General features: G+C 67.3%; 19 protein-coding genes, 1 tRNA gene and 1 pseudogene. 9 read left to right on the top strand and 12 right to left on the bottom strand.

What is annotated here, in order from left to right:
- Nucleotides 1-9 precede the first annotated feature (9 nt).
- Nucleotides 10-1482 (bottom strand): putative alpha/beta hydrolase, encoded by a 1473-nt coding sequence (locus AC0KS4_RS08045; RefSeq protein WP_238957755.1) that lies wholly within the window; start codon nucleotides 1480-1482, stop codon nucleotides 10-12.
- Nucleotides 1483-1707: 225 nt separating this feature from the next.
- Between AC0KS4_RS08045 and AC0KS4_RS08040 the strand changes: the two genes are divergently transcribed.
- Entirely contained in the window at nucleotides 1708-1881 is a 174-nt protein-coding gene (locus AC0KS4_RS08040) for a 5'-phosphate oxidase (protein WP_238957754.1), read from the top strand.
- 215 nt (nucleotides 1882-2096) lie between these two features.
- On the opposite strand, the gene AC0KS4_RS08035 is transcribed toward AC0KS4_RS08040, so the two are convergent.
- The 6 genes from AC0KS4_RS08035 to AC0KS4_RS08010 all read right to left on the bottom strand — a co-directional run bounded on the left by AC0KS4_RS08035 (nucleotide 2097) and on the right by AC0KS4_RS08010 (nucleotide 7666).
- Nucleotides 2097-2173 (bottom strand) — tRNA-Ile (locus AC0KS4_RS08035).
- A 127-nt stretch (nucleotides 2174-2300) separates the two neighbouring features.
- A complete protein-coding gene (locus AC0KS4_RS08030) occupies nucleotides 2301-2720 on the bottom strand; it encodes a hypothetical protein (protein ID WP_225330318.1) in 420 nt (139 codons plus the stop codon).
- Nucleotides 2721-3035: 315 nt separating this feature from the next.
- On the bottom strand, nucleotides 3036-3461 hold the full coding sequence (locus AC0KS4_RS08025; RefSeq protein ID WP_225330317.1) for a hypothetical protein: 426 nt from the start codon (nucleotides 3459-3461) through the stop codon (nucleotides 3036-3038).
- Between the two features lie 409 nt (nucleotides 3462-3870).
- Nucleotides 3871-4737 (bottom strand): carboxymuconolactone decarboxylase family protein, encoded by an 867-nt coding sequence (locus AC0KS4_RS08020; protein WP_225330316.1) that lies wholly within the window; start codon nucleotides 4735-4737, stop codon nucleotides 3871-3873.
- A gap of 41 nt (nucleotides 4738-4778) precedes the next feature.
- Nucleotides 4779-6152: a TldD/PmbA family protein gene (locus AC0KS4_RS08015; protein ID WP_225330315.1), complete on the bottom strand. Its 1374-nt coding sequence runs from the start codon at nucleotides 6150-6152 to the stop codon at nucleotides 4779-4781.
- Nucleotides 6149-7666, bottom strand: a complete 1518-nt coding sequence (locus tag AC0KS4_RS08010) for a TldD/PmbA family protein (protein WP_225330314.1) — start codon at nucleotides 7664-7666, stop codon at nucleotides 6149-6151. The genes AC0KS4_RS08015 and AC0KS4_RS08010 overlap by 4 nt, the downstream gene beginning before the upstream one ends.
- A gap of 58 nt (nucleotides 7667-7724) precedes the next feature.
- Between AC0KS4_RS08010 and AC0KS4_RS08005 the strand changes: the two genes are divergently transcribed.
- From AC0KS4_RS08005 to AC0KS4_RS07995, 3 genes are all read left to right on the top strand, one after another.
- Nucleotides 7725-8609 carry a carbohydrate ABC transporter permease gene (locus AC0KS4_RS08005; RefSeq protein WP_225330313.1) on the top strand — a complete coding sequence of 295 codons (885 nt, stop codon included), beginning with the start codon at nucleotides 7725-7727 and terminating at the stop codon, nucleotides 8607-8609.
- Between the two features lie 73 nt (nucleotides 8610-8682).
- On the top strand, nucleotides 8683-9489 hold the full coding sequence (locus AC0KS4_RS08000; RefSeq protein WP_425326377.1) for a carbohydrate ABC transporter permease: 807 nt from the start codon (nucleotides 8683-8685) through the stop codon (nucleotides 9487-9489).
- A complete protein-coding gene (locus AC0KS4_RS07995) occupies nucleotides 9486-10826 on the top strand; it encodes an extracellular solute-binding protein (protein ID WP_238957753.1) in 1341 nt (446 codons plus the stop codon). Before AC0KS4_RS08000 ends, AC0KS4_RS07995 begins: the two co-directional genes overlap by 4 nt.
- An 8-nt stretch (nucleotides 10827-10834) precedes the next feature.
- Here the strand turns inward: AC0KS4_RS07995 and AC0KS4_RS07990 are convergent, their stop codons facing one another.
- From AC0KS4_RS07990 to AC0KS4_RS07975, 4 genes and pseudogenes are all read right to left on the bottom strand, one after another.
- Nucleotides 10835-12256 (bottom strand): amino acid permease, encoded by a 1422-nt coding sequence (locus AC0KS4_RS07990; protein WP_374109729.1) that lies wholly within the window; start codon nucleotides 12254-12256, stop codon nucleotides 10835-10837.
- A gap of 129 nt (nucleotides 12257-12385) precedes the next feature.
- Nucleotides 12386-12475, bottom strand: a pseudogene (locus AC0KS4_RS07985) (hypothetical protein); the annotation flags it as partial.
- A gap of 5 nt (nucleotides 12476-12480) precedes the next feature.
- Entirely contained in the window at nucleotides 12481-13329 is an 849-nt protein-coding gene (locus AC0KS4_RS07980; RefSeq protein WP_238957752.1) for a CbiQ family ECF transporter T component, read from the bottom strand.
- A complete protein-coding gene (locus AC0KS4_RS07975; protein ID WP_238957751.1) occupies nucleotides 13326-15368 on the bottom strand; it encodes an ABC transporter ATP-binding protein in 2043 nt (680 codons plus the stop codon). Before AC0KS4_RS07975 ends, AC0KS4_RS07980 begins: the two co-directional genes overlap by 4 nt.
- 109 nt (nucleotides 15369-15477) lie before the next feature.
- Between AC0KS4_RS07975 and AC0KS4_RS07970 the strand changes: the two genes are divergently transcribed.
- From AC0KS4_RS07970 to AC0KS4_RS07960, 3 genes are all read left to right on the top strand, one after another.
- Nucleotides 15478-15966, top strand: a complete 489-nt coding sequence (locus AC0KS4_RS07970; RefSeq protein WP_225330307.1) for a MarR family winged helix-turn-helix transcriptional regulator — start codon at nucleotides 15478-15480, stop codon at nucleotides 15964-15966.
- 111 nt (nucleotides 15967-16077) lie between these two features.
- Nucleotides 16078-18426: an ATP-binding cassette domain-containing protein gene (locus tag AC0KS4_RS07965; RefSeq protein WP_275254671.1), complete on the top strand. Its 2349-nt coding sequence runs from the start codon at nucleotides 16078-16080 to the stop codon at nucleotides 18424-18426.
- Between the two features lie 49 nt (nucleotides 18427-18475).
- Nucleotides 18476-20428: an acyl-CoA dehydrogenase family protein gene (locus AC0KS4_RS07960; protein WP_225329767.1), complete on the top strand. Its 1953-nt coding sequence runs from the start codon at nucleotides 18476-18478 to the stop codon at nucleotides 20426-20428.
- Between the two features lie 49 nt (nucleotides 20429-20477).
- On the opposite strand, the gene AC0KS4_RS07955 is transcribed toward AC0KS4_RS07960, so the two are convergent.
- Complete coding sequence (locus tag AC0KS4_RS07955; protein ID WP_225329769.1) at nucleotides 20478-20945, bottom strand: LppP/LprE family lipoprotein; 468 nt, start codon at nucleotides 20943-20945, stop codon at nucleotides 20478-20480.
- Between the two features lie 330 nt (nucleotides 20946-21275).
- On the opposite strand from AC0KS4_RS07955, the gene AC0KS4_RS07950 reads away from it, so the two are divergent.
- Nucleotides 21276-25511 carry a bifunctional nitrate reductase/sulfite reductase flavoprotein subunit alpha gene (locus tag AC0KS4_RS07950; protein WP_238958024.1) on the top strand — a complete coding sequence of 1412 codons (4236 nt, stop codon included), beginning with the start codon at nucleotides 21276-21278 and terminating at the stop codon, nucleotides 25509-25511.
- A gap of 151 nt (nucleotides 25512-25662) precedes the next feature.
- Nucleotides 25663-25875, top strand: coding sequence for a hypothetical protein (locus AC0KS4_RS07945; RefSeq protein ID WP_308011593.1), 213 nt, complete (start codon nucleotides 25663-25665; stop codon nucleotides 25873-25875).

Here is a 25875-nt window from a genome sequence, read left to right as displayed (position 1 = left end):
TCACCCTTCCTAGTGTTGGACGCCAAAGGTTGTCGTCCACGTGTTGGGATCATAGGTCGGTCCGGGCGGCCAGGTGCTCACTCGAAGCTGAACCGTCTCGAGGCCGGTCGCCGGATCGAGCGTCGTGCCCATGACGGTGGGCCCGTAGACCGTCGGAAGCTGGTTCGGGGCCACCAGCGTTTGGGGTGTCGCCCCCATCAGGCCTTGCGGGGTGGCGGCCGTGATGCCCTGCACGGGCCCGCCGTTGGTCGCGCCGACGAGCATGAATCCACCGCCTTTGAGCGAGATCAGTTGGCTTTCACGATCGCCGGGGAGGCTGACGGTGCCGACGCGCTGCAAGTTGTTGATCCAGCTGTTGGGTTTGGCCGGATCGATGGGTCCCGACACCCACATGCCACGGGTGGTGTCGCCGACCCGGTTGCTGGTGTTGCCGACGATCACCATCTGCTTGGTGGCGGGATCGTAAACGCCGCTGGCTTGGTAAATCCCCGGCAGATCACCGACTTTCACGGGATGGGTGGGATCGGTGTAATCCCATACCGATCCGTTGGTCGCGAATTCGTTGAACCCGGGGGTCACGGTCCCATCCGGGTGGCTGAAAAACGCGTAGCGATGGCCGTCGGGACCGAGCGCGGTCCCGGTCGGCAGCGGGCGGGTGCCCGGCGGCCCTTGCGCGAGCTCCGAGGCCGGGCTGCGGGGAAAGCCATCTCGGGGATCTCCCCCGAAGGTGGGGCCCTGGCCGTCTTGAAACTGGTCTTGTAGGTCGTAGGTGTTCTGCTCGTGCTTGGGGGGTCCGGCCGGTCCGGTGATCCTGGGGTCGGTGGGCGGAGAGCCTGGTCCGTCGCCGAAGCCCGCGGGCTTGAATTCGGCGACCGCGGCGGCATCCTGCGGGGTGAGGTTCCCGTTCGCCTGCGCTTGACGCAGCGATTTCGTGTAGGTGTCGCGGATTGAGTTCACCTGTTTGAGGGCGTCACGCGTGTCATCGGCGGCGTCGGCTTTGGCGTCCTTGATCAAGGTCTCGAGTGCCCGGCGGCTCTTCGCGTCGAGGGTGGGGTCTTGCAGATCTTTGGTGGCCGCGCCGATCAGTTTGTCGAGCAATTGAAGCTGCCGTTCCAGCGTGGCAATCTCCGCGGAGCCCTCTTTTTGCGCGGCGGCCAGCATGGCGGCGATGTTTTTCAGATCAGCGGCGATCTTGGGCAGCTGTTCGGTCTGCAGGCGAAGCGATTTGGTCAGCCGCTGTACTTCTTCGGAGCCGTTGATCGGGTGATCGCCGTTCTGGTGGTTCCAGGCCTCGTCGAAGCGCTTGCGGGCCTGCTCGAACTCGTCTTGGGCCGCGGTGGAGCATCGGCCCGCGGCATGGAAGGCCTCCGCCAACTGGGAAATCTGAAAGGGGTTACCGGCCTGCAAACTCTGATTGACCGCCCAGGGATCGCCGCCGGCCTGGGCGACCAGATCGGCAACGCTCAACCAGTTCAGTTGCATCGCCCCGCCCATATGTGCTTTCGACCAGCTCTGACGCTACCGTCGCTGGTTCCCCTCCGCCCCTATTCCACCCGAGATCGCGCCGTAATTCACTTCAGTGCCTTGATCTTGAGGGCCGCGAGCGTAACGCCACTGCGAAAGTCAGGCTAATTTTTCGCAGTGCCGTTACGCTCGCGGCGCTCGGTCGGGGGCGCGCTTCAATAGCATTGCGACCAGGAGGACATGATGGCGCGCTTCAAAACCGAAATGGAAGCCTGCCCGCACTGCCGACGCCCAGCCGAGGCCACGGTCGAATACAGCTACGACAACGACGGCAAAGTCACCGGCAGGCGGGTGCGGGACGTCAACTGCCGCTACGCGGCTTGTCCGGGTAGCGAGGTGCCGCCGCACTGGGGCTAGGCGATGTCCTCCCTCGGCCGGTATACGTCGGACTTCTTGTCGGGAAGGAGATCATCCTTCTTGGGGGCTGCGACACCGCCAGTGCAACTGATACCGCGCTCGACTGGCCTTCGGAATGTCAAGGATCAGCCGAAGTAGCTGTCGAGCATCAGCCGAAACACCGTGCATCACCCGAAGGCGAAACGACAAGCATCAACCGACGTCATACAAAGACTTGGTGGGGCGGGCGGGGCTCGAACCCGCGACCAACGGATTATGAGTCCGCGGCTCTAACCAACTGAGCTACCGCCCCGACGGGGTAGTTCCGTAGGAAACCGTAGTCGAAGACCGAAGCCAGTATCCGTCGGGCGGCGCACGCCCGCATCACAAGTCACAGAGCGATGGGCGCCGCGTCCCGGCGGCGCCCATCGACCAGAGCCTCAGGCTGGAGACGGCCCTTGCGCGGCCTGTCCCTTGATCGCGGGAATCATTTCCGGCGCGTAGACGAAGATCGCGGACTCGACCTCCCACTCGGCCTGATCGGGCTTCAGGGGGGTCGTGTTGGTCACCATGTTCACGAGTCGCTTCCCGGCGGCCAACGGATTGTCAGCGCTGCGCACCTGGTCGGCGAACCAACGGCCCTCGGCGGTCATGTTGCAGTCGTTGAACTCGGCGGAGTGGATCAACTTGTTCTGAGCAAGCAGGTTGATGTACTGGTCGTCCTTCGGGGTCATGTTGCAGGCGGCCGCTGCCTGCGGCGCTGACAGCAGCGCTTCCCCCAGCATCGACGTCGCCACCACGGCGCCGGCAGCCCCCAACGCCAGCATCTGCCCGCGCGAGCGTGTACGTCTGACGGTCATCTTTCGAACTCCTTCGCGTAGAAATTTGCTGATCCACCTATCGCACACACATGGGTACACGGACAGAGCGCACGACAAACGGCGGCATTACCAACAATGGGTGAACAAAGACGATTGAAAAGAGCGGCGCGAGAAAGCCATTCGAGCGATAGCCCCGATCATGGGATCGACGAGCTCTCAACCAGCACGACGGCTTCCGGCATCGTCGTCAGCTGCTCAATATCTCGCTATTCGATTACCTGACAAGGTCAACACACCAGCGCAGATAGCTAAAGTCGTTGCAGCCGTTGGTTATTCGTAGCGCGAAGCGCGGGTTTAGGACTCGGTCGGCCAGTTTTGTTTCGCGGCCTGATCCTTGATCTTCGGGATCACTTCCGGCGCGTACACATAGATCGCCGACTCGACCTCCCACTCGGCCTTGTCGGCCTTCAGCGGCGTCGTGTTAGTCACCATCGTCACCAGATCCTTGGCCCTGGCGAACGGATCGGCTGAGCTCTTCACCTGATTGGCGAACCAACGGCCCTCGGCGGCCTCATGACAATCGCTGTACTCGGCGGTGTGCACCATGTTGTTCTGCGCCAGCAGGTTGATGTACTGGTCATCCGCGGGGCTCAAATCGCATGTCGCCGAAGCCAGGGGTGCTGACAGCACCGCGCCGCCGAGCATCGAGGCGCCCAGCGCGAGGCCGGCAGCCCAGACCGATGTCACCCGCGTGCGCGAGCGCGTACGGCTGCTTGTCATGTTCGAACCTCCCTCTGCGCGCAGAACACAATTGGCTCCGACGCAAACCCAAGCTACGAATGCTGCACAACGAACCGGGAAATCCATCGGCACGGCGGCTGATGACGTACATCCCATGGCCTACCCGGCGGGGGCCACGCTGCCATTTCGCTACCGTCACGTCTCGGTGGTCATTTCAGTGTCGGCGACGGGGCTTAAGTTAGCGAATGACCCCCTCACACAGCGAAAACGCACGCTTGCGCGTCGATGTACGAATGGTTAACATTTCGTGCCCTCGCCCCCGGACGGGCACATCGCTCACCCGCTCGCGGCGCCGCTGCGCAAACGTTGCGGGCCCCTACTGCCGGGCGTCGTGGCCCAGCGGCAAACGCCGGATGGCGGGCGGCTACCGGGTTCGCACCCGCCACCGTCAGCTAAATACTGTTTGCCCGTCGGCGTCGATCAGATACCGCTCAGTGCCGCTTTCGACGCGCGGGGCGTCGGCGCCCAGCGACACGGCCACCTTATTGCTGGCATTACGCATGACGTCGAACGTGAGCTCGACGGATTCCGCCTCGGAGAAGCGGGAGCGCACCTCGGCGGCATCGTCGGCGGCGAGGTGCGCAGGGGTCCAAATTAACGCATCCGCATAGCGCAGCGCAGCTTTTGCGCGGTCGTCGAGCAAACTCGACGATTCGAAGCGCTCGATCTCCTCGTAGAGCGTTTCCGAACCGCCGGCGTCGAGCGCGCCGCCCTCGCGTAGCGAATTGCACAGCCGGCAATTGTGTTGCGCCGCGCCCCGCAGCCGCACCAGTTCCGAGGTCACCGGGTCCAGCGCGCGCATTCGCGCCACGGCGATTAAAAAGTCGTTGAACACCAGATCCGACGGGACGCTGGTGTGATCCCATCTGACCGGTCCGGCCACCCAGCCCAGATACTGCGAGCCGACGCCGAGCGCTTCCAGCCCGGCCCGCACCCGGGGGACGAAGTCGGCGATGTACATCTGCACGACCACCCCAAAAGTGCGGTCCCCGAGGTGCTTCCACAATCGGGATCGTTGCTCGGCGGTGATCGACGAGACGTCGGCGCTGAATTGTTCGGCGAATTCGACGACGGCGACCTCGGCATCCGATTCCGGGTCGCCCACCTCGACGGCCGCGGGCAGCGGCGGCAGCGACACCGTCTGCGCGCACACCCGCCGGATCAACGCCGCGATGCGCGCATCGCCGGGCGCCCCGGGAAACAGCGCAACCAGGCGCGTGAGCTGGTCTTCTCGAACCGAAACCGGGGCCGCCATTCGTCACACGCTAGAGCGCGCCGTGCCCGGCGGCAATGAATCTATTGGGCCTGGCTCACCGAGGACATGTGGAAGTCCGGAATCCGCAGCGACGGCATCGCGGCGCGGGTCGCCCAATCCCCCCATTCGCGCGGCAGGGTCTTCTCGCTCGCGCCGGCCTCGGTGGCCCGTCGCAGCAGGTCCAACGGGCTTTCGTTGAACCGGAAATTGTTGACGGCCGCGGTCACGCGTCCGTCTTCGATCAGGTAGACGCCGTCGCGGGTGAGCCCGGTGAACAACAGTGTGGTGGGGTCGACGACCCGGATGTACCACAGTGTGGTCAACAGCAGGCCACGCTCGGTGGCCGCGATCATGTCGTCTTGAGTGGCCGTGCCCCCGGTCATCACCAGGTTGTCGGCGGCGACCGCGACCGGGGCGTCGTATTTGTCGGCCGTGGCCCGCGGGTAGGCCAACGCGTTGATCACCCCGTCGCGGATCCAGTCCACCTGGCCGATCTCCATGCCGTTGTCGAACACCGACAGCGTCTCCGAGGAGCTGCTCGCCGCGACGAAGGGCGTGCAGGCAAGGCCGGGCGCCATCGGATCGGAGAACAGCGTGATCGGCAGGTCGGTGAGCCGCTCCCCCACCCGGGTTCCCCCACCGGGCGCCGAGAACGCGGTCCGACCCTCCTGCGCACCGCGGCCGGCCATCGACCACGCCATGTAGATCATCATGTCGGCCACCGTCGACGGCGGCATGATCGTCTCGTAGCGCCCCGCTGGCAGCTCGACGCTGCGCTGCGCCCAGCCCAGCCTGGTGGACAGCTGCTCGAGCAGCGAATCGATTGGCACATCGACGAAGTCGGGCGTCCCGACACCCGCCCACGCGCTGGCGTCACCGCGTTTGGCGTTGATCTCCACCGCACCGGTGGGCTGGCTGAAACGCCGGCGCAACCCGGTCGACGACGCCAGGAACGTCGTCGAAACACTATGGTGTGCAAAGCCGTAGAGCCGATCCGCGCCCCGAAAGCCGCGGCCCAAGGAGTCGGCCACATCGGCGAAGACCAGTGGCCCTGTGCCCGGCACCGGCGCGTCCCAGTCGGCGGGCACCCCGCTGTCGACGAGCAGCGGTGCGGCATCGCCGGCCTCCGGCGCCGAGCCGGCGGCCTCCTGCGAGGCCGCCACCAGTCCGGGAAGCACCCGCGGATCCGCCTCGGCGGACACCACCGTGCCGATGCGCGCGCTGGCACCCCGGCGCACCACGGAGATCACCGACACGCTGCGGCTCACCGAAACCCCGTTGGTGGTCATCGAATTGCCCGCCCACCGCAGGGTCGCCTCGACCTTGTCGCTGACCAACACCATGGTCTCGTCGGCGCCGCCAAGCTTGGCCGCCTCGTCGAGCACGATGTTGACGACGTGCTGCGCGGTGATCATCGCCCACCCTCGGTCCGGGTGTTGAGCACGTTCACGCCGCGGAAGAGCGCCGAGGGACACCCGTGGCTGACCGCCGCGATCTGCCCGGGTTGGGCCTTGCCGCAGTTGAACGCCCCACCCAGTCGCCAGGTGGACGGACCACCCACGGCCTCCATCGAATTCCAGAAGTCGGTAGTCGTGGCTTGATAGGCGACGTCGCGCAACTGGCCATCGAGGTGGCCGTCGCGAATCCGGAAGAACCGCTGGCCCGTGAACTGAAAGTTGTAGCGCTGCATGTCGATTGACCATGATTTGTCGCCCACGATGTAGATGCCGTCCTCGACCCGGCCGATCAAGTCATCGGTGCTGATGTCCTCGGGGGCGGGCTGCAGCGATACGTTGGCCATGCGTTGGATCGGCACGTGGTGCGGCGAGTCGGCGTACGAGCAGCCGTTGGAGCGCGGCTGCCCCAGGCGCTGGGCGAACACCCGGTCCAGCTGATAGCCGGTGAAGATCCCGTCACGCACCAGATCCCAGCTCTGCGCGGCCACTCCCTCGTCGTCGTAACCGATGGTGGCCAAACCGAATTCGTCCGTCCGGTCCGCGGTCACGTTCATCACCGGCGACCCGTACCGCATGGTGCCCAATTTGTCCGGCGTGGCGAACGACGTTCCCGCGTAGGCGGCCTCGTAGCCGATTGCACGATCGTATTCGGTTGCGTGCCCGATGGATTCGTGGATCGTCAACCACAGGTTGCTCGGGTCGATCACCAGGTCGGTGCGCCCCGGAACGACGGTGGGCGCCTTGACCTTCTCGGCCAGCAGCGCCGGCAGCTGCGCCAGCTCGTCGGTCCAGTTCCAGACCTCGTCGCCGGCCAGGACCTCCCAGCCCCGGCCCATCGGCGGGATCAGCGTGCGCATGGAGTCGAAACTGCCCGCCGCGGGGTCGACGGTCACCGCCTCCAAGGTGGGCTGGATCCGGACGCGCTGTTGGGTGATCGAGGATCCGAAGGTGTCGGCGTAGAACGTCTGTTCCTTGACGGCGGTCAGCACCGCCGACACGTGATCGATGCCGTCGGCGCTGAGCAGCCGCCCCGAGTACTCCTCCAGCACGGAGATCTTGTCGGTGGTGGAGACGTCGAACGGGTCGATGCGGTAGTTCGACACCCAGGTCGCGTCGGCGTAGACGGGTTCGGGCGCCAGTTCGACGCGCTCGGTGCTCAGCGCCGCCAGCGTGGTGGCGACGTGCACCGCGCGCCTGGCGGTTTCGGCGGCGACCGACGGCACCAACTCCGCGTGCGAGGCGAATCCCCAGGTGCCGTCCACGATCACTCGGACCGCCAAGCCGACCTCGCGGTTGATCACCGAGGTCTCCAGCGCGCCGTCGCGCAGCTGGACGATCTCGGTGGTGATGCGATGAACCCGCAGGTCGGCGTACGTGGCCCCGGCTGCGGTGGCGGCCGAAAGCGCGGCGTCGGCCAGTTCGTGGCGCGGCAGGTCGAGGAAGTCGGCATCGATCCCCCGGTTCGGTGTCACGGCTCCACCGTAACGGCCGCTCACCCCACACCGCGGCAGCGCCCGCTTTAATTACCCCATGGCCAGCGCCGAACGCAGGATTCGTCCTCGATCGACCGCGTTGGGCTATGCGCTGCTGGCGCCGAGCTTGTTCGGCGTCCTCGCCTTTCTGCTGTTGCCCATCCTGGTGGTGATCTGGCTGAGCCTGTGCCGGTGGGATCTGCTGGGACCGCTGCGCTTTGTAGGCCTGTCCAATTGGCGGTCGGTGCTGACCGACGGCGCGTTCGGCAATTCGCTGATCGTCACGGCGATCTTCGTGGCGATCGTGGTGCCGGCGCAGACGGCGTTGGGGTTGCTGGCCGCGTCGATGCTGGCCCGCCAGCTTCGTGGCACCGGCCTGTTTCGCACCGTGTTTGTGCTGCCATGGATTTGCGCCCCGCTGGCGATCGCGGTGTTGTGGCGGTGGATCCTGGCTCCCACCGACGGGGCCGTGAGCACGGTATTGGGACACAGCATCGAATGGCTCTCCGATCCCAGCTTTGCGCTGCCGCTCGTGTCGGCCGTCGTGGTGTGGACCAACGTCGGATACGTCTCGCTGTCGTTCCTGGCGGGCCTGCTGGCCATCCCCGACGAGGTTCACGCCGCCGCGCGCACCGACGGCGCCAACGCGTGGCAGCGGTTCTGGCGCATCACCATGCCCATGCTGCGGCCAACGACCTTCTTTGTGCTGGTGACCGGGATCGTCAGCACCGCACAGGTTTTCGACATGGTGTACGCCCTGACCGGCGGTGGGCCGGCGGGCAGCACCGACCTGGTGGCCCACCGCATCTACGCCGAGGCCTTCGGTTCGGCCGCGATCGGCCGGGCATCGGTCATGGCGGTGGTGCTGTTCGTGATCCTGATCGGCGTCACGCTGCTTCAGCACCTCTACTTCCGGCGGCGGATCAGCTATGACCTCACCTAGCCGCCGTTCGACAACGATGCGGGCTCGAGGCGGGGGTACCTCCCGCTTGCGGGGGCGCGTCGGACCGTCGACCATGGCCAACGCGCTCATCTATGCCGGGCTGACGCTGGGTGGGTTGATCACGTTGGCGCCGTTCGCGCTTGGGCTGATGACCGCGTTCACCTCGGCGCACCAATTCGTCACGAGCACGCCGCTGCGGCTGCCGCGACCACCCACGCTCGAAAATTTCACCAACCTGGCCGGGGCCGGGTTCGGCCGCGCGGCGGCGGTCACCGCGTTGATGACGGCGGTGATTCTGGTGGGCCAGTTGACCTTTTCCGTGCTGGCCGGATACGCGTTCGCGCGCTTGCAGTTTCCCGGGCGCGACGCGCTGTTCTGGGTGTACATCGCGACGCTGATGGTGCCGGCAACCGTCACGATCGTGCCGATGTATCTCATGATGGCCCAGCTCGGTCTGCGCAACACGTTCTGGGCGCTGGTGCTGCCGTTCATGTTCGGCTCGCCCTACGCGATCTTCCTGCTGCGCGAGCACTTTCGCATGGTTCCGAATGACTTGGTCAACGCCGCCCGCCTGGACGGCGCCAATACCCTGGACGTAATCGTGCACGTGGTGATCCCGTCCAGCCGGCCAGTCCTGGCCGCGCTGACGCTGATCACCGTGGTCTCGCAGTGGAACAACTTCATGTGGCCGTTGGTGATCACCAGCGGGCACAAGTGGCGGGTGCTCACCGTCGCAACCGCCGACCTGCAGTCGCGGTTCAACTCACAATGGACCTTGGTGATGGCGGCCACCACCATCGCCATCGCCCCGCTCGTCGCACTGTTCGTGGCCTTTCAGCGCCACATCGTCGCGTCGATCGTCGTCTCGGGGCTCAAGTGACCCGGCCCCGGTTTTCCACGCTGGTCGCCGCGGCGGTTGGGGTGGTCGCGGTGCTGTTGGCGGCCATGGCGGTGCTGCTGGATTACTCCGCTCAGCCTCATGGCGGCAAGACCATTGTGACGGTGCGCATTTGGGACGATCAGATCGCCACGGCCTATCGGCAATCGTTCCAGGAGTTCAGCCGCGCCCATCCCGACATCGAAGTGCACGTCAACTTGGTGGCGTACTCGACCTACTTCAACACCCTGCGCACCGACGTGGCCGGCGGCAGCGCCGACGACATCTTCTGGCTGTCCAACGCCTACCTCGCGGCTTACGCCGACAGCGGCCGGCTGCTGGATATCGGTGCGGCGCTGGGACCCACCGCCGCGTCGGACTGGGAGCAACCGGTCGTCGGGCAGTTCACCCGCAACGGCACGCTTTGGGGCGTGCCGCAGCTGACCGACGCCGGGATCGCGTTGTACTACAACGCCGATCTGCTGGGCGCCGCCGGCATCGACCCCGCCCGGCTGAGCATCTTGCGGTGGAGCCCCGACGGAGACGACACGCTGCGGCCCATGCTCGCCCGGCTCACCGTGGACGCCGACGGAAACCGCGGGGATACCAAGGGGTTCGACGCCGGGCGGGTGCGGCAGTGGGCATACAACGCCGCCAATGACCCCCAGGGGATCTACCTGAACTACATCGGGTCGGCCGGCGGCGTGTTTCAGCGCGGCGACGAGTTTGCATTCGACAATCCGGGGGCCGTGACCGCCTTTCAGTATCTGGTTGACCTGATCAACCGCGACCACGTCGCGCCTCCCGCCGCCGACACCAATGACAACGGCGACTTTTCCCGCAACCAATTCCTGGCCGGCCGGATGGCGCTGTTCCAGTCGGGTACCTACAACTTGGCCCCGGTGGCCCGCGACGCCCGCTTCCATTGGGGTGTGGCGCTGATGCCGTCGGGCCCGGTGGGCCGCGTCAGCGTCACCAACGGCATTGCGGCGGCGGGCAATGCGGCATCACGGCATCCCGACGCGGTGCGCCAGGTGCTGGCCTGGATGGGCAGCAGACAGGGCAACGAATATCTGGGCCGCTACGGTGCGGCGATCCCCGCGGTGTCGTCGGCCCAGCCGGTCTACTTTCACTACTGGGCCGCCCGAGGCGTCGATGTCACGCCCTTCTTCACGGTGCTGAACGGGCCGCGCATCGCGGCCCCCGGGGGCGCCGGGTTTGCCGCCGGCAATGACGCCCTGCAGCCGTATTTCGACGAAATGTTCTTGGGCCGCGGCGACGTCGCGTCGACGTTACAGCGGGCTCAGGCGGCGGCCAACGCCGCCGCGGCGCGCCAGTGAGCGCCTGATCATTGCGAGCCGCTCGACGCCTCGCCGACCGTGTCGTCGTTGAGCGCGCTGTGGTGGCGGCCCCAGACGAAATAGAAAACCAACGCCAGCAAGACCCAGCCGCCGAACGCGATCCAGGTGTACCAGTGCAAGCTGGCGAGGATGTACCCGCAGGCCGCCACCGAAAGGGCCGGCGTGACAGGGTAACCCGGGACCTTGAAACCCCGCGGCAAGTCGGGCTCGCGCACCCGTAAGACGATCACCCCAACAGAAACCACGACGAACGCGGTCAGCGTGCCGATCGACACCATGTCCGCGAGTTTTTGCAGCGGAACGAAGGCGGCCAACATCGAGGCCGCCAGCGCGACGATCACCGTGTTGTTCACCGGGGTCATGGTGCGCGGGTTCACCGTCGCGAACCTTGCCGGCAGCAGCCCGTCACGCCCCATCGCGAACAGGATGCGCGTCAGGCCGTACATGGTGACCAGCGTGACGCTGAAGATCGAAATGACCGCGCCCGCAGCGAGGATCGAGCTGGCCCAGCTGCCGTGCGTGACGTTCTCGAGAATCGTTGCCAGCCCGGCCTCCTGCTGATCGGCGAAGGCTTGCCAGGGCTGCGCGCCCAGCGCGGCCACCGCAACGAAGACGTAGACGCCGGTGACGGTCAGCAGCGCGGCGATCAACGCGCGCGGCATGGTTTTTTGCGGGTTGTTCACCTCGTCGCCCGCGGTGGACACGGCGTCGAGACCGATGTAGGAGAAGAAGATGGTGCCCGCGGCCGACCCGATGCCCGCGACGCCGAACGGCGCGAAGTCCTGCAGATGGTGCGCGTCGAACGCGGTAAAGGCGACGACCATGAATACGACGAGCACGCCGAGCTTGATCATCACCATGATCGCGTTGACCTTCGCCGATTCGCTGGCGCCGCGGATGAGCAGCAACGCGCACATCCCGATCAGCATTATCGCCGGCACGTTCAAATAGCCCGGTTGCGTATCCCACGGCGCGGCCGACAGGGCATGTGGCAGTTGAAATCCCACCACATTGCTCAACAACCTGTTGAGGTAGCCGCTCCAGTTGACCGCGACCGCGGCGGTAGCCACCCCGTATTCCAGCAGCAGGCACGCGGCCACACCGACCGCCACCACCTCCCCGAGCGTGGTGTACGCGTACGAGTACGACGAACCCGAAACCGGCACCGCCGACGCCAATTCGGCGTAACACACGGCCGCGAGGCCGGCGGCGAGGCCCGCGAGAAGGAAGGAGACGATGACTCCCGGCCCGGCCTCCGGCACGGCCACGGACATGACGAAAAAGATGCCGGTGCCGATCGTCGAGCCCACCCCGAACATGGTCAGCTGAAAGGTGCCGATGCCGCGCTTGAGGCCCTCCGCGGCGCCGGGCGCGACATGCGCGCCCACCACCGGGCGCCGCCGCAGCATCTGCTCCTTCAGGCCGACCGACGTGGCTGCCAATTGCGCCTCCTGTTTCCGGTTCGGCAATCAGCGCCGGCCAAGCAGCCGCGGCCCGCGGGAGGGCCGCGGGCGTGCCTGGTGTGGGCGGCGGGAGGCGTACGGCTTTCCTCCGAGCCCGGTGGCCGCCGAGTGGTGCGCCCCGGGCTCGGTCCAGGTGCCCGGATCGTCGAAGGTGCGCACCGGCTTCCCGCCTAGTGAAGCTGGAGCATCGAGTCGATGACCACCCCGGTGGCCCCGGCGGCCGCGGTGATGGCCAGGGTCACCCAGTCCGCAAATTTCGGCCGCGCGGGGGCGGCCGACAGCTGACCGGTACCGCCTCGGGCGGTGATGGCATCGCCCATTTCGTCGGCGCGCCGTAACGTCACAACGATTGCCGCCGTGAGCAAGTCGATCATGTCCCGGGCCTGCTGGCGACGGCGGGCCCGGCGGCTGCGCGGTGTCTGGTTGGGACGCAGGCGCCGCGCGGCGTAGAGCACCTGGAATTCTTCGATCAACATCGGGAAGGCACGCAGCGCGAGCGCCAGGGCAACCGCCCATTCGTCGCTCGGGATCCGCAACCAGCGCAGGGGGCGGCCCAAAGCGGCTAGCGCCGGCCCCATTTCGGCGACGTTGGTGGTCCAGGACAGCATCGCCCCCAGCCCGATCAACACGATCGACAGCCCGGTGACCCGCACGAAGTGCAACGTCCCGCCCAGCCCGATGTGGACGCCGGCGATCGAGACCACAGGGCTGCCGGCACCGAGCGCGGCGGTGATGCCGCCCACCGCGAGGGCAATCCAAATCCAGCGCCGCGGCGAGGGCAGCGCGCCGCGGGGAATGTGCGCGAGCCGGGCCGCCGTGATCAGCAACACCAGCATCAGCCCGACGGTCGCCCATCCCGGGTAGAAGGTCAGCAATATCGAAACGCCCAGCACCACCAACAGTTTGGTGCCGGCCCACAGTTGATGGATCTTCGACGTTCCCGGCACCGGGACCAGCAGGACAACCGGACGGGGAGTACGCCGCGTCCTTCCCGCCTTCGCGTCCGCGGGCGCGGTCACGGCATTCCCCCCGCCGCCGTCGATGCCGTCTCCAACGACCCGTTGCGCAGATACAGGGATCGCGGGCAAAGCTCCTCCAGCCCGACGATGTCGTGGGAGATGACCACTACCGTCAGACCTCGTTCCCTGCGCAGATTCTCCAGCAGCCGCAGCAGGCCGCGCTGACTGCCGACGTCCAATCCTGCCAGTGGTTCGTCGAGGACCAGCGCCCGCGGGGACCGGGCCAGCAGCCCGGCCAGCACGACGCGGCGCATCTGGCCGCCGCTGAGCTGGTCGATGCGCCGCTTGCCCATCGCCGGGTCCAGACCGACCGACATCAGCGCCTCGGCCACCCGGTCCTGGTCGAGATGCGAAAAGCCTGCTGCGGAGGCGACTTCGGCGTCGACGTGGTCGCGCATCAGCTGCAACCGCGCGGACTGGAACGAGAGCGCGACCTCCCCGACGTGCTCGTGGGTGGGCTCGCCGTCGATCAGGCAGGTGCCGCCGGTCGGAGTCGTCAACCCGGCCATGATCCACGCCAAGGTCGATTTCCCCGACCCGTTGCCGCCGTGGATCAACACCCCGTCGCCCTGCTCCACCACGAAGCTGATATCGCGCAGGGCGACCTTGGCCCACGGTGTGCCGCTGGCGTATTCGTGGCTGACGTCGACAAGCTCGAGCACCGGCGTGTGCGAGCGCGGTGTGACCTGAGCCGTCTGCGCGGGCGTGCTCGGCGTTTCGACGTTGACGGTGTTGTCCGGCGAGTCGCTGAGCCTGATGATGCGGTCGGCGGACGCGGCCTCGTTGTCGTAATGGGTGATGTGCACCAACGCGCTCTGGTGGCGTTTCGCGAGACCAGAGAGCACGCCCAGCAACGCGTCTCGCCCCTGCTGGTCGACCATCGTGGTGACCTCGTCGGCGATGAGGAGTGCCGGATCCCGCGCCAGCGCCGCCGCGAGCGCAAGACGCTGCAGCTCTCCCCCGGACAGGCTTCCGGTGTCGCGTTCGGCGAGTCCCTCGAGCCCGACCTCGCGCAGCAACTCGCCGACATCGATCTGCGCCCCCGCCGGCAACCCCCACACCACGTCGTCGGCGACGCGCGTGCCCAGGACTTGACTCTTGGGGTGCTGCAAGACAATTGCGGTACCGCCCATTTCGCCCAGCCCCACCGCGCCCGGGCGGTCGATGGTTCCCGACGTCGGCTCGCGGCCGGCCAGCATCAGCATCAACGTGGTCTTGCCCGAGCCGTTGGCCCCGGTCACGGCGATGTGTTCGCCGGGCCGGACATCGAGGCTGACCTCGCGCAGCGCGTCTCGATCGGCGCCGGGATACCGGAACGACACGTTGTCCAGCCGCACGGGGACCGGCCCGACCGGAGCGCCGCCGGCCTGCGCGTCCTCGGAAACGTCCAGCTTGTGCACGTCGGGGATCTTGCGCATCCGCTCCAAGAGGCGAGACAGCGCCGACCAGCTGATGAACGAAACGATGACGACCAACAAGACCATGTACGGGAAAATCAGTAGCGGCCAATGGTGTATCCCGCCGGCGACGTATCGCTTCAGCGCGTCGCCCACGCCCTGCAGGTGTACCCAATTCAGGAATGCCGCGACCCCGTTGGCATTGGCGGTGATGACGTCGAAGAACAGCTGCCGCAGCCGCGTCAGCACCGCCAGCACCGCGACCCACCCGGCGCCCCAGAGGACTCCGGCGATCAGCGACAACAAGGCGACCGTCGGCGTGCCCCGGCCCTTGCGTTTGACGATTCCGCACAATCCGCCGACCCAGGCGCAGTCGACGAGCATGAACAGGCTGCCCAGTCCGGCGATCAAAAAGGCGATCACCCCGCCGGCTACCGTCGCGGCCATCAGGGCCCGGGGACGGTAGCGGTAGGCCAGCAATCCCATGGGGACGGTTCCCAGCACGCCCAGCCCCTGAGCGAATGGGATTACCGCGGCGAGGATCTCGATCGCCGCGCAGAGGGCCCCCATAACCGCGGCCTGTGCCAACTCATTCGGACGCAGCGCCCCTTCCCCAGGTTGCCGGAAACGCAGCAAGGTCACTTTGGCGATTCTGCCAGTCCCCGGAGGGAGTGTCCGCTGCAGAAGGGTGTTCGCGCGGCACGCGACGGCATTTTGGCCTCGCTTAGCAAAGCTATGCAACCATGGATACATGGACAACGTCGTCGATACCGCAAAGCTCGAGGGAGCGCAGGGACTGGGGGCCGATCTGCTCGCCGTGGTCGCGCGGCTCAACCGTCTGGCCACCCAGCGCATCCAGATGCCGCTGCCGGCAGCACAGGCAAGGCTGCTGGCCACCATCGAGGTTCACGGCGAGGCCCGAATCGGTGACCTCGCCGCCGTCGACCACTGTTCGCAACCGACGATGACCACGCAGGTGCGCCGCCTCGAGGAAGCGGGCCTGGTGACCCGCACGGTCGACCCCGGCGACGCGCGCGCCGTCCGAATCCGCATCACCGCTGCCGGAAGGCGCACGCTCAACGCGGTGCGGGCCGACCGTGCCGCGGCGATCGAACCCCAATTGGCGCTGCTCGACTCCGGTGACCGCCAGGTATTGATGCAAGCGGTCGACGTGTTGCGCCGGCTGCTCGACGATGCCTCCCTTGCCACCTCACTCGCGGGCCGCCGAAACCCGCTGTGAACGCCGCAATGCTGGTGAGCGGACCGCGAGCACGGGTAAACACGTAACCGAACGGGCGACCGGCGCCTGACGGCGAGACCAACTCAAGACCGGTGACGAAAGGTGGCGGCCATGCCGACCGAGGCTTCGGCCGTTCCGGCCTCCCCGCTGACCGTGTGGGCCGGACCGACCAGGTACGTCTTCGCTCCGGGACGCGACGTGCTCGTCGGCTACGGCCCGGCCTGCGACATCCCGCTGGAGCGCCTCGGAAGCCCCGCGCCGGTGCCGCCCGCACCGCACCCCGATGTGGTGCTGCGGTTCACCGGAGCCCAGTGGGTGGCCATCGATCTGAGCCACCGCGGCATCTTCGTCGACGGATTCCGAGTCCCGACGGTCGAGATCCGCGACGGCCTGGGGATCACCATCGGCGATCCCCAGCACGGTCCGCGCCTCGCCTTCCAGGTCGCACCCGCGCCGCCGGGACACCCGCCGCCCGGCGGGCCCGATCCGCGGGTCCCCACCCAAAGCGCCACCCAGCGCATGCCCGTGGTGGCGCCCCCGCCACCCGCCGGCCCGCGACCCGCACCGCCGCCCCCACCGGCACCGCCTCCTCCGGCGGCGCCGCCGCCTCCCGTTCAGCCACCAGTCGGACCGACGCACCCACCCGTCGCACCGGCCGAGCAACAAAAAGGCCCCGGCCTGATCGAGCGGGTGATCACCTCGAAGCTGCGCGCCCAGCGCCCCTCCGTCCGCACCGACGAAGCCAACTCCACCTTCCGCCTGCCGCTACGAACGGCGGCGCGCACCACCGGGGTGACGGCGCACCGGCTGGGCGTTGAAGTCGACGGGCAGCAGCTGCTGTCGGGCACCTCGTTCACGGCGCATCCCGGCACCATGACCGCCGTCATCGGGCCGTCCGCCGCGCGCAATTCCGCGCTGCTGGCCGTGCTGACCGGCACCAGGACACCCAGCGCCGGGCGCGCCACGGTCGATGGGCACGACGTACACGCCGAACCGCTATCCATGCGCAGTCGCATCGGGATCGTCGCGCGCGACGACCAGCTGCATCGGCACCTCACCGTCGAACAGGCCCTGAAGTACGCGGCCGAACTTCGGCTACCGGCGGAGGCCTCGACCGAGCAGCGCGAGCGGGTGGTCGGCCAAGTGCTCGACGAGCTCGACCTGACGCCGCACCGCGCCACCCGGATCCGCAAGCTCCCACCCGAGGTGCGCCGGTGCGCCGCCCTGGCGATCGAGCTGATCACCCGGCCGAGCCTGCTCGTGGTCGACGAACCCACCGCCGGGCTGGATCCGGCGCAGCAGCGTCACGTCATGGCGGTCCTGCGGCGCCAGGCCAATATCGGCTGTGTCGTCGTGGCCGCGATCTCGACGCGCGCGTCGCTCGCCGACGTCAACACGTGCGATCAGGTGTTGGTACTCACGGGAACGGGCAAGGTCGCGTACCTGGGCACGCCCCAGCAGGCCGAATCCGCCGTGGGAACCGGCGACTGGTCGCAGGTCCTCGCCCGGGTGAGCGCCGATCCCGACGGGACGCACCGCGCCTTCCGCGCGCGGCCCCAACCATTGACGACCCCGCCGGAGGTCGCCGCGCCGTGGACGCCACCGGCCGGGCTGCCCCGGCACCGCCAGATCCGGGTGCTGGCCCGACGCGAGGTGCGCCTGCTCCTCGCCCATCGCAGCTATTTCGCGTTCCTGGTGATCCTGCCGTTCGCGCTGGCGGGGCTGACGCTGCTGATACCGGGCGACGCGGGCCTGACGAGGCCCGGGCCGGGCAGCGCCAACGCGCACGAAGCCATCGAAATCCTCGCCGCCCTCAACGTCGGCGCGGTGATCCTGGGCACGGCCCTGACCATCCGCGCCCTGGTTCTCGAGCACCGCATCTTCCGCCGTGAACAGCAGGCGGGGCTGACCGCGCCGGCCTACCTGGCCGCCAAGGTCACGGTGTACGGACTGGCCGCGGCCCTCTGGACGGCCGTCATGTTCGCGATCGTCGTCGCCGTCCGGGGCGGACCGGCGGGCGACGCCGCGTTACTGCACAACCCCACCCTCGAGCTCTACGTCACCGCGGCGGCCACCGCGATCGTGTCCGCGGTGATCGGCCTCACCCTGTCGGCGCTGGGCAAGGCGCTGCGGGAAGTCCTGCCGCTGGTGGTCCCGGTGATCCTGGCATCCGCGCTCTTCAACGGGAGCCTGGTGCAGCTGGTGAGCCTGTGGGGGCTGCAGCAGGTCAGCTGGTTCGTCCCGGCCCAGTGGGGTTTCGCGGCCTCGGCGTCCACGGTGAATCTACGCAGGACCGACACGCTGGCCGCCAACGTCCTGACCTGGACCCACTACAGCGGCTGGTGGGTGTTCGACATGGTGATGCTCTGCCTGTTCGGTGCCGTCGCGGCCGGGTTCACGCTCTACCGGCTGCGCTCGCCGCTGCCCGGCGAGCACCACACGTCGGCCCGGACCACCTGAACCGTCGTTCTTGTTCCCCGCGGCGCGAACCGCGCATTACTGTCGGCCTATGGCGCCAGAAACGACAAGCACCGCAGAACATCTCCGCAACGCGCTGGACGGGCGGTGGCGTGATGTCCGAAACCGGATGCGGACGACGCTGACCGAGGACCTGTTCCGCCCGCACTACACCCCCAACACGGTGATCGCCCGCACCAAGGTGGCGGAGCAGATGAGGATCATGGCGGCGTTCGGCGCGGCCGCCGACAGCTTCCGGAAAGAACACGGCGGCACCGGCGACGTCGGCGCGGCGATCACGATGATCGAGATGCTGGCGATGTCGGACTTGTCGCTGATGGTGAAGGCCGGGGTGCAGTGGGGGCTGTTCGGCGGTGCCGTGGAGAACCTGGGCACCGAGCGCCACCACGAGACCTACGTGCCCAAGATCATCAGCCTCGAGTTGCGCGGCTGTTTCGCGATGACCGAGACCGGGCACGGCAGCGACGTGCAGTCGCTGGAGACCACCGCGACCTACGACGCCGAGACGCAGGAGTTCGTCATCGACTCCCCCACCCCGTCTGCGCGTAAGGACTACATCGGTGGTGCGGCCGAAACAGCAACCATGGCAGCGGTTTTCGCGCAGCTGATCACCACCGAGGACGGCAAGCCCGTCAATCACGGCGTGCACTGCGTGCTGGTCCCGATCCGCGACGAGGACGGCAACGACCTGCCCGGGGTGACCACGTCGGACTGCGAATACAAGGGCGGACTGCCCGGAGTGGACAACGGCCGCATCGTGTTCGATCACGTCCGCGTTCCGCGGGTCAACCTGTTGAACAAGTACGGCGATGTCGCGCCCGACGGGACCTACAGTTCGCCGATCGAGAACCCGAACCGCCGGTTCTTCACGATGCTGGGCACCCTGGTCCGCGGCCGGATCACCGTGGGCGGCAGCGCCGGCGCCGCCGGGCGGGTGGCGCTGGATATCGCGACCCGATATGCGTTGCAGCGCAGGCAATTCAACGCACCCGACGACAGTTCCGAGGTCCTGATCATGGACTACCTGGTGCACCAGCGGCGGCTGTTTCCGTTGATCGCGAAGTCCTACGCCCTGCAGTTCGCGCAGAACGAGCTGGTCAGCAAATGCCATGACGTCCAGAGCGCGGACGCGCCCGACGCCGACGAGCAGCGCGAGCTGGAAGCCCGCGCGGCCGGGTTGAAGGCCGCCAACACCTGGCATGCCAGCCGCGCGATCCAGGAATCCCGCGAGGCGTGCGGCGGCGCGGGCTACATGGCCGAGAACAGATTGATCGGGCTACGGGGTGACACCGACGTCTTCACCACGTTCGAGGGCGACAACCACGTGCTGACCCAGCTGGTGGCCAAGGAGCTGCTGACGGCGTACGCCGACGACATCAAGAGCATGAGCCCGGTCGAATGGGTGCGCTTCGCCGCCAACACCGTCGGTGAACGCGTCATCAAACGCACTGCGGCAGAAGCGATCATCCAAACCATCGTCGACACCCGCCAAGACAGTGAGGAAGAGGGCAGCCTGTTCAACCGCGGTACGCAGATCAAGATGTTCGAGGACCGCGAAGAATATCTGCTGGCGTCGGTGGCGCGCCGGCTACAGGCGAAATCCAAAGAGATGTCGGAATTCGACGCGTTCAACTCGGTGCAGGATCACGTGCTGCACGCGGCGAGCGCCCACATCGACCGAGTGGTGCTCGAAGCGTTCGTCGCCGGGATCGACGCCTGCGAGAACGAAGAGGCCTGCGAACTGCTGGGGTACCTGTGCGACCTGTACGCGTTGTCGGTGATCGAGGACGACAAGGCGTGGTACATCGAGCACCGGTATCTGTCCACGGAGCGCGCCAAGGCGGTCACCCGGGGGATCAACGACCGCTGCCGGGTGCTGCGCCCGCACGCCGCGACACTGGTCGACGGCTTCGGGGTTCCCGAGCAGCTGCGTTACGCCGAGATGCTGCACCCGGAGAACCTGGGGGACGCCGTCACGAGCTGACGGGCGGGACGAAACCGGTAAGCGTCGTCGAATTCGTTGGCGTGACGGGCTATTGGTTCGGGACCGTGCCGACGGTTTGCAGCTTGCCGTCCGGGCCGATCCGGAACTTCACCGTCCCGATCCCGCTGGGACAGCACAGCTGATCATTTCCCTTCTGCCACTGGTACTGAACGGTCACGGTGTCATCCGAGGGCGGCAGCACGGTGATGTACGGCTTTGGGTTCGGCGTGGCGGTCCCGAGCGACCGGTTGTGGTCGAAGAAGAGCAGCTGCTGGGGAGTCGACTCGCTGGCGATCGTCGGGATGATCTGCACCCACGACAACCGGCAGTTGCGGGTATGGCCGCGCCCGATTTCAACCCAGATCGTGCCGGGGATCGCGATGGGGACCGCGGTGATCGCCTGCCGCACGGTGTCGGCGGTCGGCCCGTCGGAAGCCTTGCAGGTGTCGGGTTTGGCCTGCGGTGGCGCCGCCGGCTTCGCGCCGCAACCGGAGGCCAGCAAAACCAGCAGGATCACAATGAGCGGACGCACGCGGTGAGCTTAGCGAAGACTGTGAATGTTCCGTTGGTTTGGTCGGAAAGCCCGTTCTGACAAGCGTCGCGCGGGGCGCGCGACGTAACCTCGGGCGGGGCGAACGGTCAATGGTGACCTGCGATAACGCGATCCCCCGCCGCGAATTCCCCCGGCGATTTCACACCGGCGTGTCGGCCGTTGAGAGAAAAAAGTAAACGGGGGGAAATTTCGGGGAGCGGTGCCGAAACACGCCTGCTCCACAATGAACTCACGCGATACGGAGCTAACCCGTACGCATTCGACGAAAGGGACGCAAGCGTGACCACGGAGTCCATGGCGCAGCAGAACGCCGTGAACACCATGTGCGCGTACTGCGGCGTCGGCTGCGGCATGGTGTTGCAGATCACAACGAATCCGGAAACGGGTCGCGGTCACGTCACGAAGTCGGTTGGCAACAAAGAACATCCGGCGAACTTCGGGCGGCTGTGCACCAAGGGTGCCACCACCGCGGACATGCTCGGCGCGCCGGGCCGCATGGACTCGGCGTACGCGCGCGCCGATCGCGGCGAACCGCTGGAGCCCGTCGAGATGCACGATGCGATCACCCAGTGCGCGAGGCGGTTACGGGCGATCATCGACGAACACGGCCCCGACGCGTTCGCGATGTACGTGTCCGGTCAGATGTCCATCGAGGCGCAGTACCTGGCGAACAAGCTGACCAAGGGCTTCATCGGCACCAACCAGATCGAGTCGAACTCGCGACTGTGTATGGCCAGCGCGGGTTCCGGCTACAAGCTCTCGCTGGGCGCCGACGGGCCACCCGGTTCGTATCAGGACTTCGAACACGCCGACGTCTTCTTCGTCATCGGCGCCAACATGGCCGACTGCCACCCGATCCTATTCCTGCGCATGATGGACCGCGTCAAGGCCGGCGCAAAACTGATCGTCGTCGACCCGCGCCGCACCGCCACCGCCGACAAGGCGGACCTTTTCCTGCAGGTCGCCCCGGGGACGGATCTGGCGCTGCTCAACGGCCTGCTGCACCTGATCGTCGAGAACGGCCACACCGACCCAGAATTCATCGCCGAGTTCACCGAGGGCTGGGAGGTGATGCCCAGCTTCCTGGAGCAGTACACCCCCGACAAGGTCAGCGAAATAACCGGCATCCCCGAGGGCGACATCCGCGCGGCGGCCCAGATGATCGGCGAGGCCGACAATTTCGTGAGCTGCTGGACGATGGGTCTCAACCAGAGCACCCACGGCACCTGGAACACCAACGCCATCTGCAACCTGCATCTGGCCACCGGGGCCATCTGCAGGCCCGGCAGCGGGCCCTTCTCCCTCACCGGCCAGCCCAACGCGATGGGCGGCCGCGAGATGGGTTACATGGGACCGGGTCTGCCGGGGCAGCGGTCGGTGGCCTCGGCCGACGACCGCGAGTTCGTCGAAGACCTGTGGGGCATCCCCCGCGGAACGCTGCGCACCGAGGTCGGCACCGGCACCGTCGACATGTTCTCCCGGATGGCCGGCGGACAGATCAAGGCCTGCTGGATCATCTGCACCAATCCCGTTGCCTCCGTGGCCAATCGCAAGACGGTGCTGGCCGGGCTGGAGCGCGCCGAATTGGTGATGGCCCAGGACGCGTTCCTCGAGACGGAGACCAACGAATACGCCGACGTGCTGTTGCCGGCGGCCCTGTGGACGGAGTCCGAGGGGGTGATGGTCAATTCCGAGCGAAACATGACGCTGTTCCAGCCGGCGGTTCCCGCTCCGGGCCCCGCGATGCCGGATTGGCGGATCATCGCCCGGATCGCCTGCGAGATGGGCTTTTCGGAGGCGTTCAGTTACGACTCCGCCGAGGAAGTCTTCGAGGAAATCAAGCTGTTTTCCAACCCGAAGACCGGTTACGACCTGCGCGGGGTGAGCTACGAGCGGCTGCGTCAGGGTCCGGTGCAGTGGCCGTGCGCGCCGCAGAGCGACGGCGACCGCAACCCGATCCGCTATCTGAACGACGGTGTCAGCCAAACGCAGTTGATCCGCGACGACGGCGGTGTGCCGCGGCTGGCCTTCCCGACACCCACCGGCCGTGCCGCGTTCTTCGCCCGCCCGCACCTGCCGCCCGAGGAAATGCCGGACGACGACTACCCGTTCCTGCTGAACACCGGGCGCCTGCCGCATCAATGGCACACCATGACCAAGACGGGCAAGGTGGCCAAGCTCAACAAGCTCAACCCGGGGCCGTTCGTCGAGATCCACCCCGGCGACGCCGCCCGGCTTGATATTGCCGACGGGGATCCGATCGAAATCGCTTCTCGCCGCGGCCGCGCCGTGCTGCCCGCACTCGTCAGCGGCCGGGTACGCCCCGGCAACTGCTTCGCGCCGTTCCACTGGAACGACGCCTTCGGCGAATACCTGTCGATCAACGCCGTCACCAACGATGCCGTCGACCCGATCTCCAACCAACCCGAGTTCAAGGCGTGCGCCGTCACCTTGACGAAGGTCAGCGTCTCCCAACCCGATCCGGGTGCCGCGACAACGGCGATCACCGACACCCCGCAACCCGCGGCCGCGCAGGTACGAGAGATCAGCATGACCCAAGTCGACGCCCTCGGCGAACTGCTCGGTGTGGCAACGCTGCCCAAGCCGGAATTCAACGAGCTCGGCCGCGCCTACCTTGCCGGGATGCTGACCGGCCTGCGCTCGGACGCCGGCCGCCGCACCGCGGGGGTACCCACGCTGCCGCCGAGCGCGCCGTTCGATTCCGGCACGCGGCTGTGGGTGGATGGCCTACTGGCGGGCTTGTTCTCGCGTATCGACGGACCCCAGCCGGTGGCATTGCCCGTGGCGTCCCCTCCGATGGCGGCCGCCGAGCAACCGCCCGTCGCGCCGGCCGATCCTCAACCCGCGCCCGAGCGTGCCCCCATCGTGGTGCTGTGGGCGTCGCAGACCGGGACCGCGGAGGAGCTCGCCGCCGACATCGCCGCACAACTGGGCGACGCCAAGCTGCCGGTCTCTTTGCACAGCATGGACGACTTCCCGCCGGCCAAGCTGGCGACGACGCGGGAGCTGTTGCTCATCACGAGCACGACCGGTGACGGCGATGCGCCCGACAACGGTGCCGGCCTGTGGCGGGCGCTGACGTCCGAGAGCGCGCCGCGATTCACCGATACCCGCTACGCCGTGCTCGCGCTGGGTGACTCCAATTACGACGATTTCTGTGGCCACGGACGCAATTTGGACGCGCGTCTCGCCGAGCTCGGCGCGACCCGCCTCGCCGGCCGGGTCGACTGCGAACCCGACTACGACGACTCCGCGGCCAAGTGGCTGGGCGACGTCATCGACGCGCTGACCCGGACACCCACCTCCGTCGGCAGCGACGGCAGGGCGGCGGCGCCGGCCCGCGCCTCCGCGATGGCGGCGCGCTCGCGCCCGAATCCGCCCGCAGCAACCGCGTACAGCAAGAAGCATCCGCTGATCACCGGCATGGTCCGCAACACCATGTTGAGCCAGCCGGAGTCGGCAAAAGACGTGCGGCACTTGGTCTTCAGCCTGCCGGAAGAAACCGTGACCTACGAGGCCGGTGACGCGCTGGGGGTGTGGCCGCGCAACAGCGACCAGCTGGTCGACGAATGGCTGTCCGTCACCGGGCTCGACGGACAGACCCCGGTCGAGGTCGGCGAGCACGGGCTGATGTCGTTGCGCTCCGCGCTCACCGAGCGCATCGAGATCGCCCACATCAGCCGGGACCTGGTGCGGTTCGTGCAGGAGCGCACGGGCGATGCGACACTCGCGGAGCTGCTGAAGCCGGAAAACAAACGGGCGCTCGCGGATTGGTCGTGGGGGCGCCAGTCCATCGACCTGCTGGCGCAGCTGCCGGTCATCGCGTCCGCGCACGAGTGGCTGCGGGTGCTCAAACGCCTTCAGCCGCGGCTGTATTCGATCTCGTCGAGCCCCAAAGAGTGCCCGGGCGAGGTTCACTTGACCGTCTCACCGGTGCGCTACAACTTCCAGGGCGTCCCACGCCGCGGGGTGTGTTCCACCTACCTCGCCGACCGCTCCCCCGGCGATCGAGTTGCTGTCTATCTGCAGGCGTCAAGCAATTTCCGCCCGCCGAGCGACCCGGACACGCCCATGATCATGATCGGTCCGGGCACCGGCATCGCGCCCTTCCGCGGCTTTCTGCAGGAGCGACGCGCGCTCGGCCACGACGGACCCAACTGGCTGTTCTTCGGCGAGCAGCACGCCGCCACCGACTACTACTACCGCGACGAACTCGAGCAGATGCGCGACGACGGCTTCCTCACCGAGTTGGACCTCGCGTTCTCCCGGGACCAGCAGCACAAGATCTACGTGCAGCACCTGATGCGCAACCGCGGGGCGCAGCTGTGGAGCTGGTTGCAGGACGGCGCCCAGCTGTACGTCTGCGGTACCGCCGACCCCATGGCCAAGGACGTCGACCGCGCGCTCTGCGACATCGCGGCCGAATTCGGCAACCTCGACCCGGACGCGGCGCAGGCGTACGTCCAGGCGCTGAGCGCCGACAAGCGCTACCACCGCGACGTCTACTAGCGCCGATTCCCCCGCTGACGTCGAACTTGTAATACGGCGGAAACATCGCGCATCCGCCGATGAAACATCCGAGTCGCACGATGCAGTCATAAGGTCGCGCACCTGAAGGGGTCGCCATATGGCTCGGGAGTCTGATGGACCCGATCGGGTCATCAAGAACGGCTGCCCGTTGCGATGCCGCCTGCGACACGTCGGCGTGGCGGAGGAGCGGGTGGATTGGGCGGGGCTGCCCGTCAACCTGGACTTCGCGTTCTCGCGTGATCAGCGCGACAAGGTCTATGCGCAACACCTGATGCGCAGGCGCTTGTGCGTCTGCGAGATCGCCGCAGGGCAGGACGGCGCGGAGACGCTGCGGGTCACCTGA

It is taken from the genome of Mycobacterium sp. NTMscope_MAC_12, from assembly GCF_976985675.1.
This window is presented reverse-complemented; position numbering and strand designations above follow the sequence as displayed.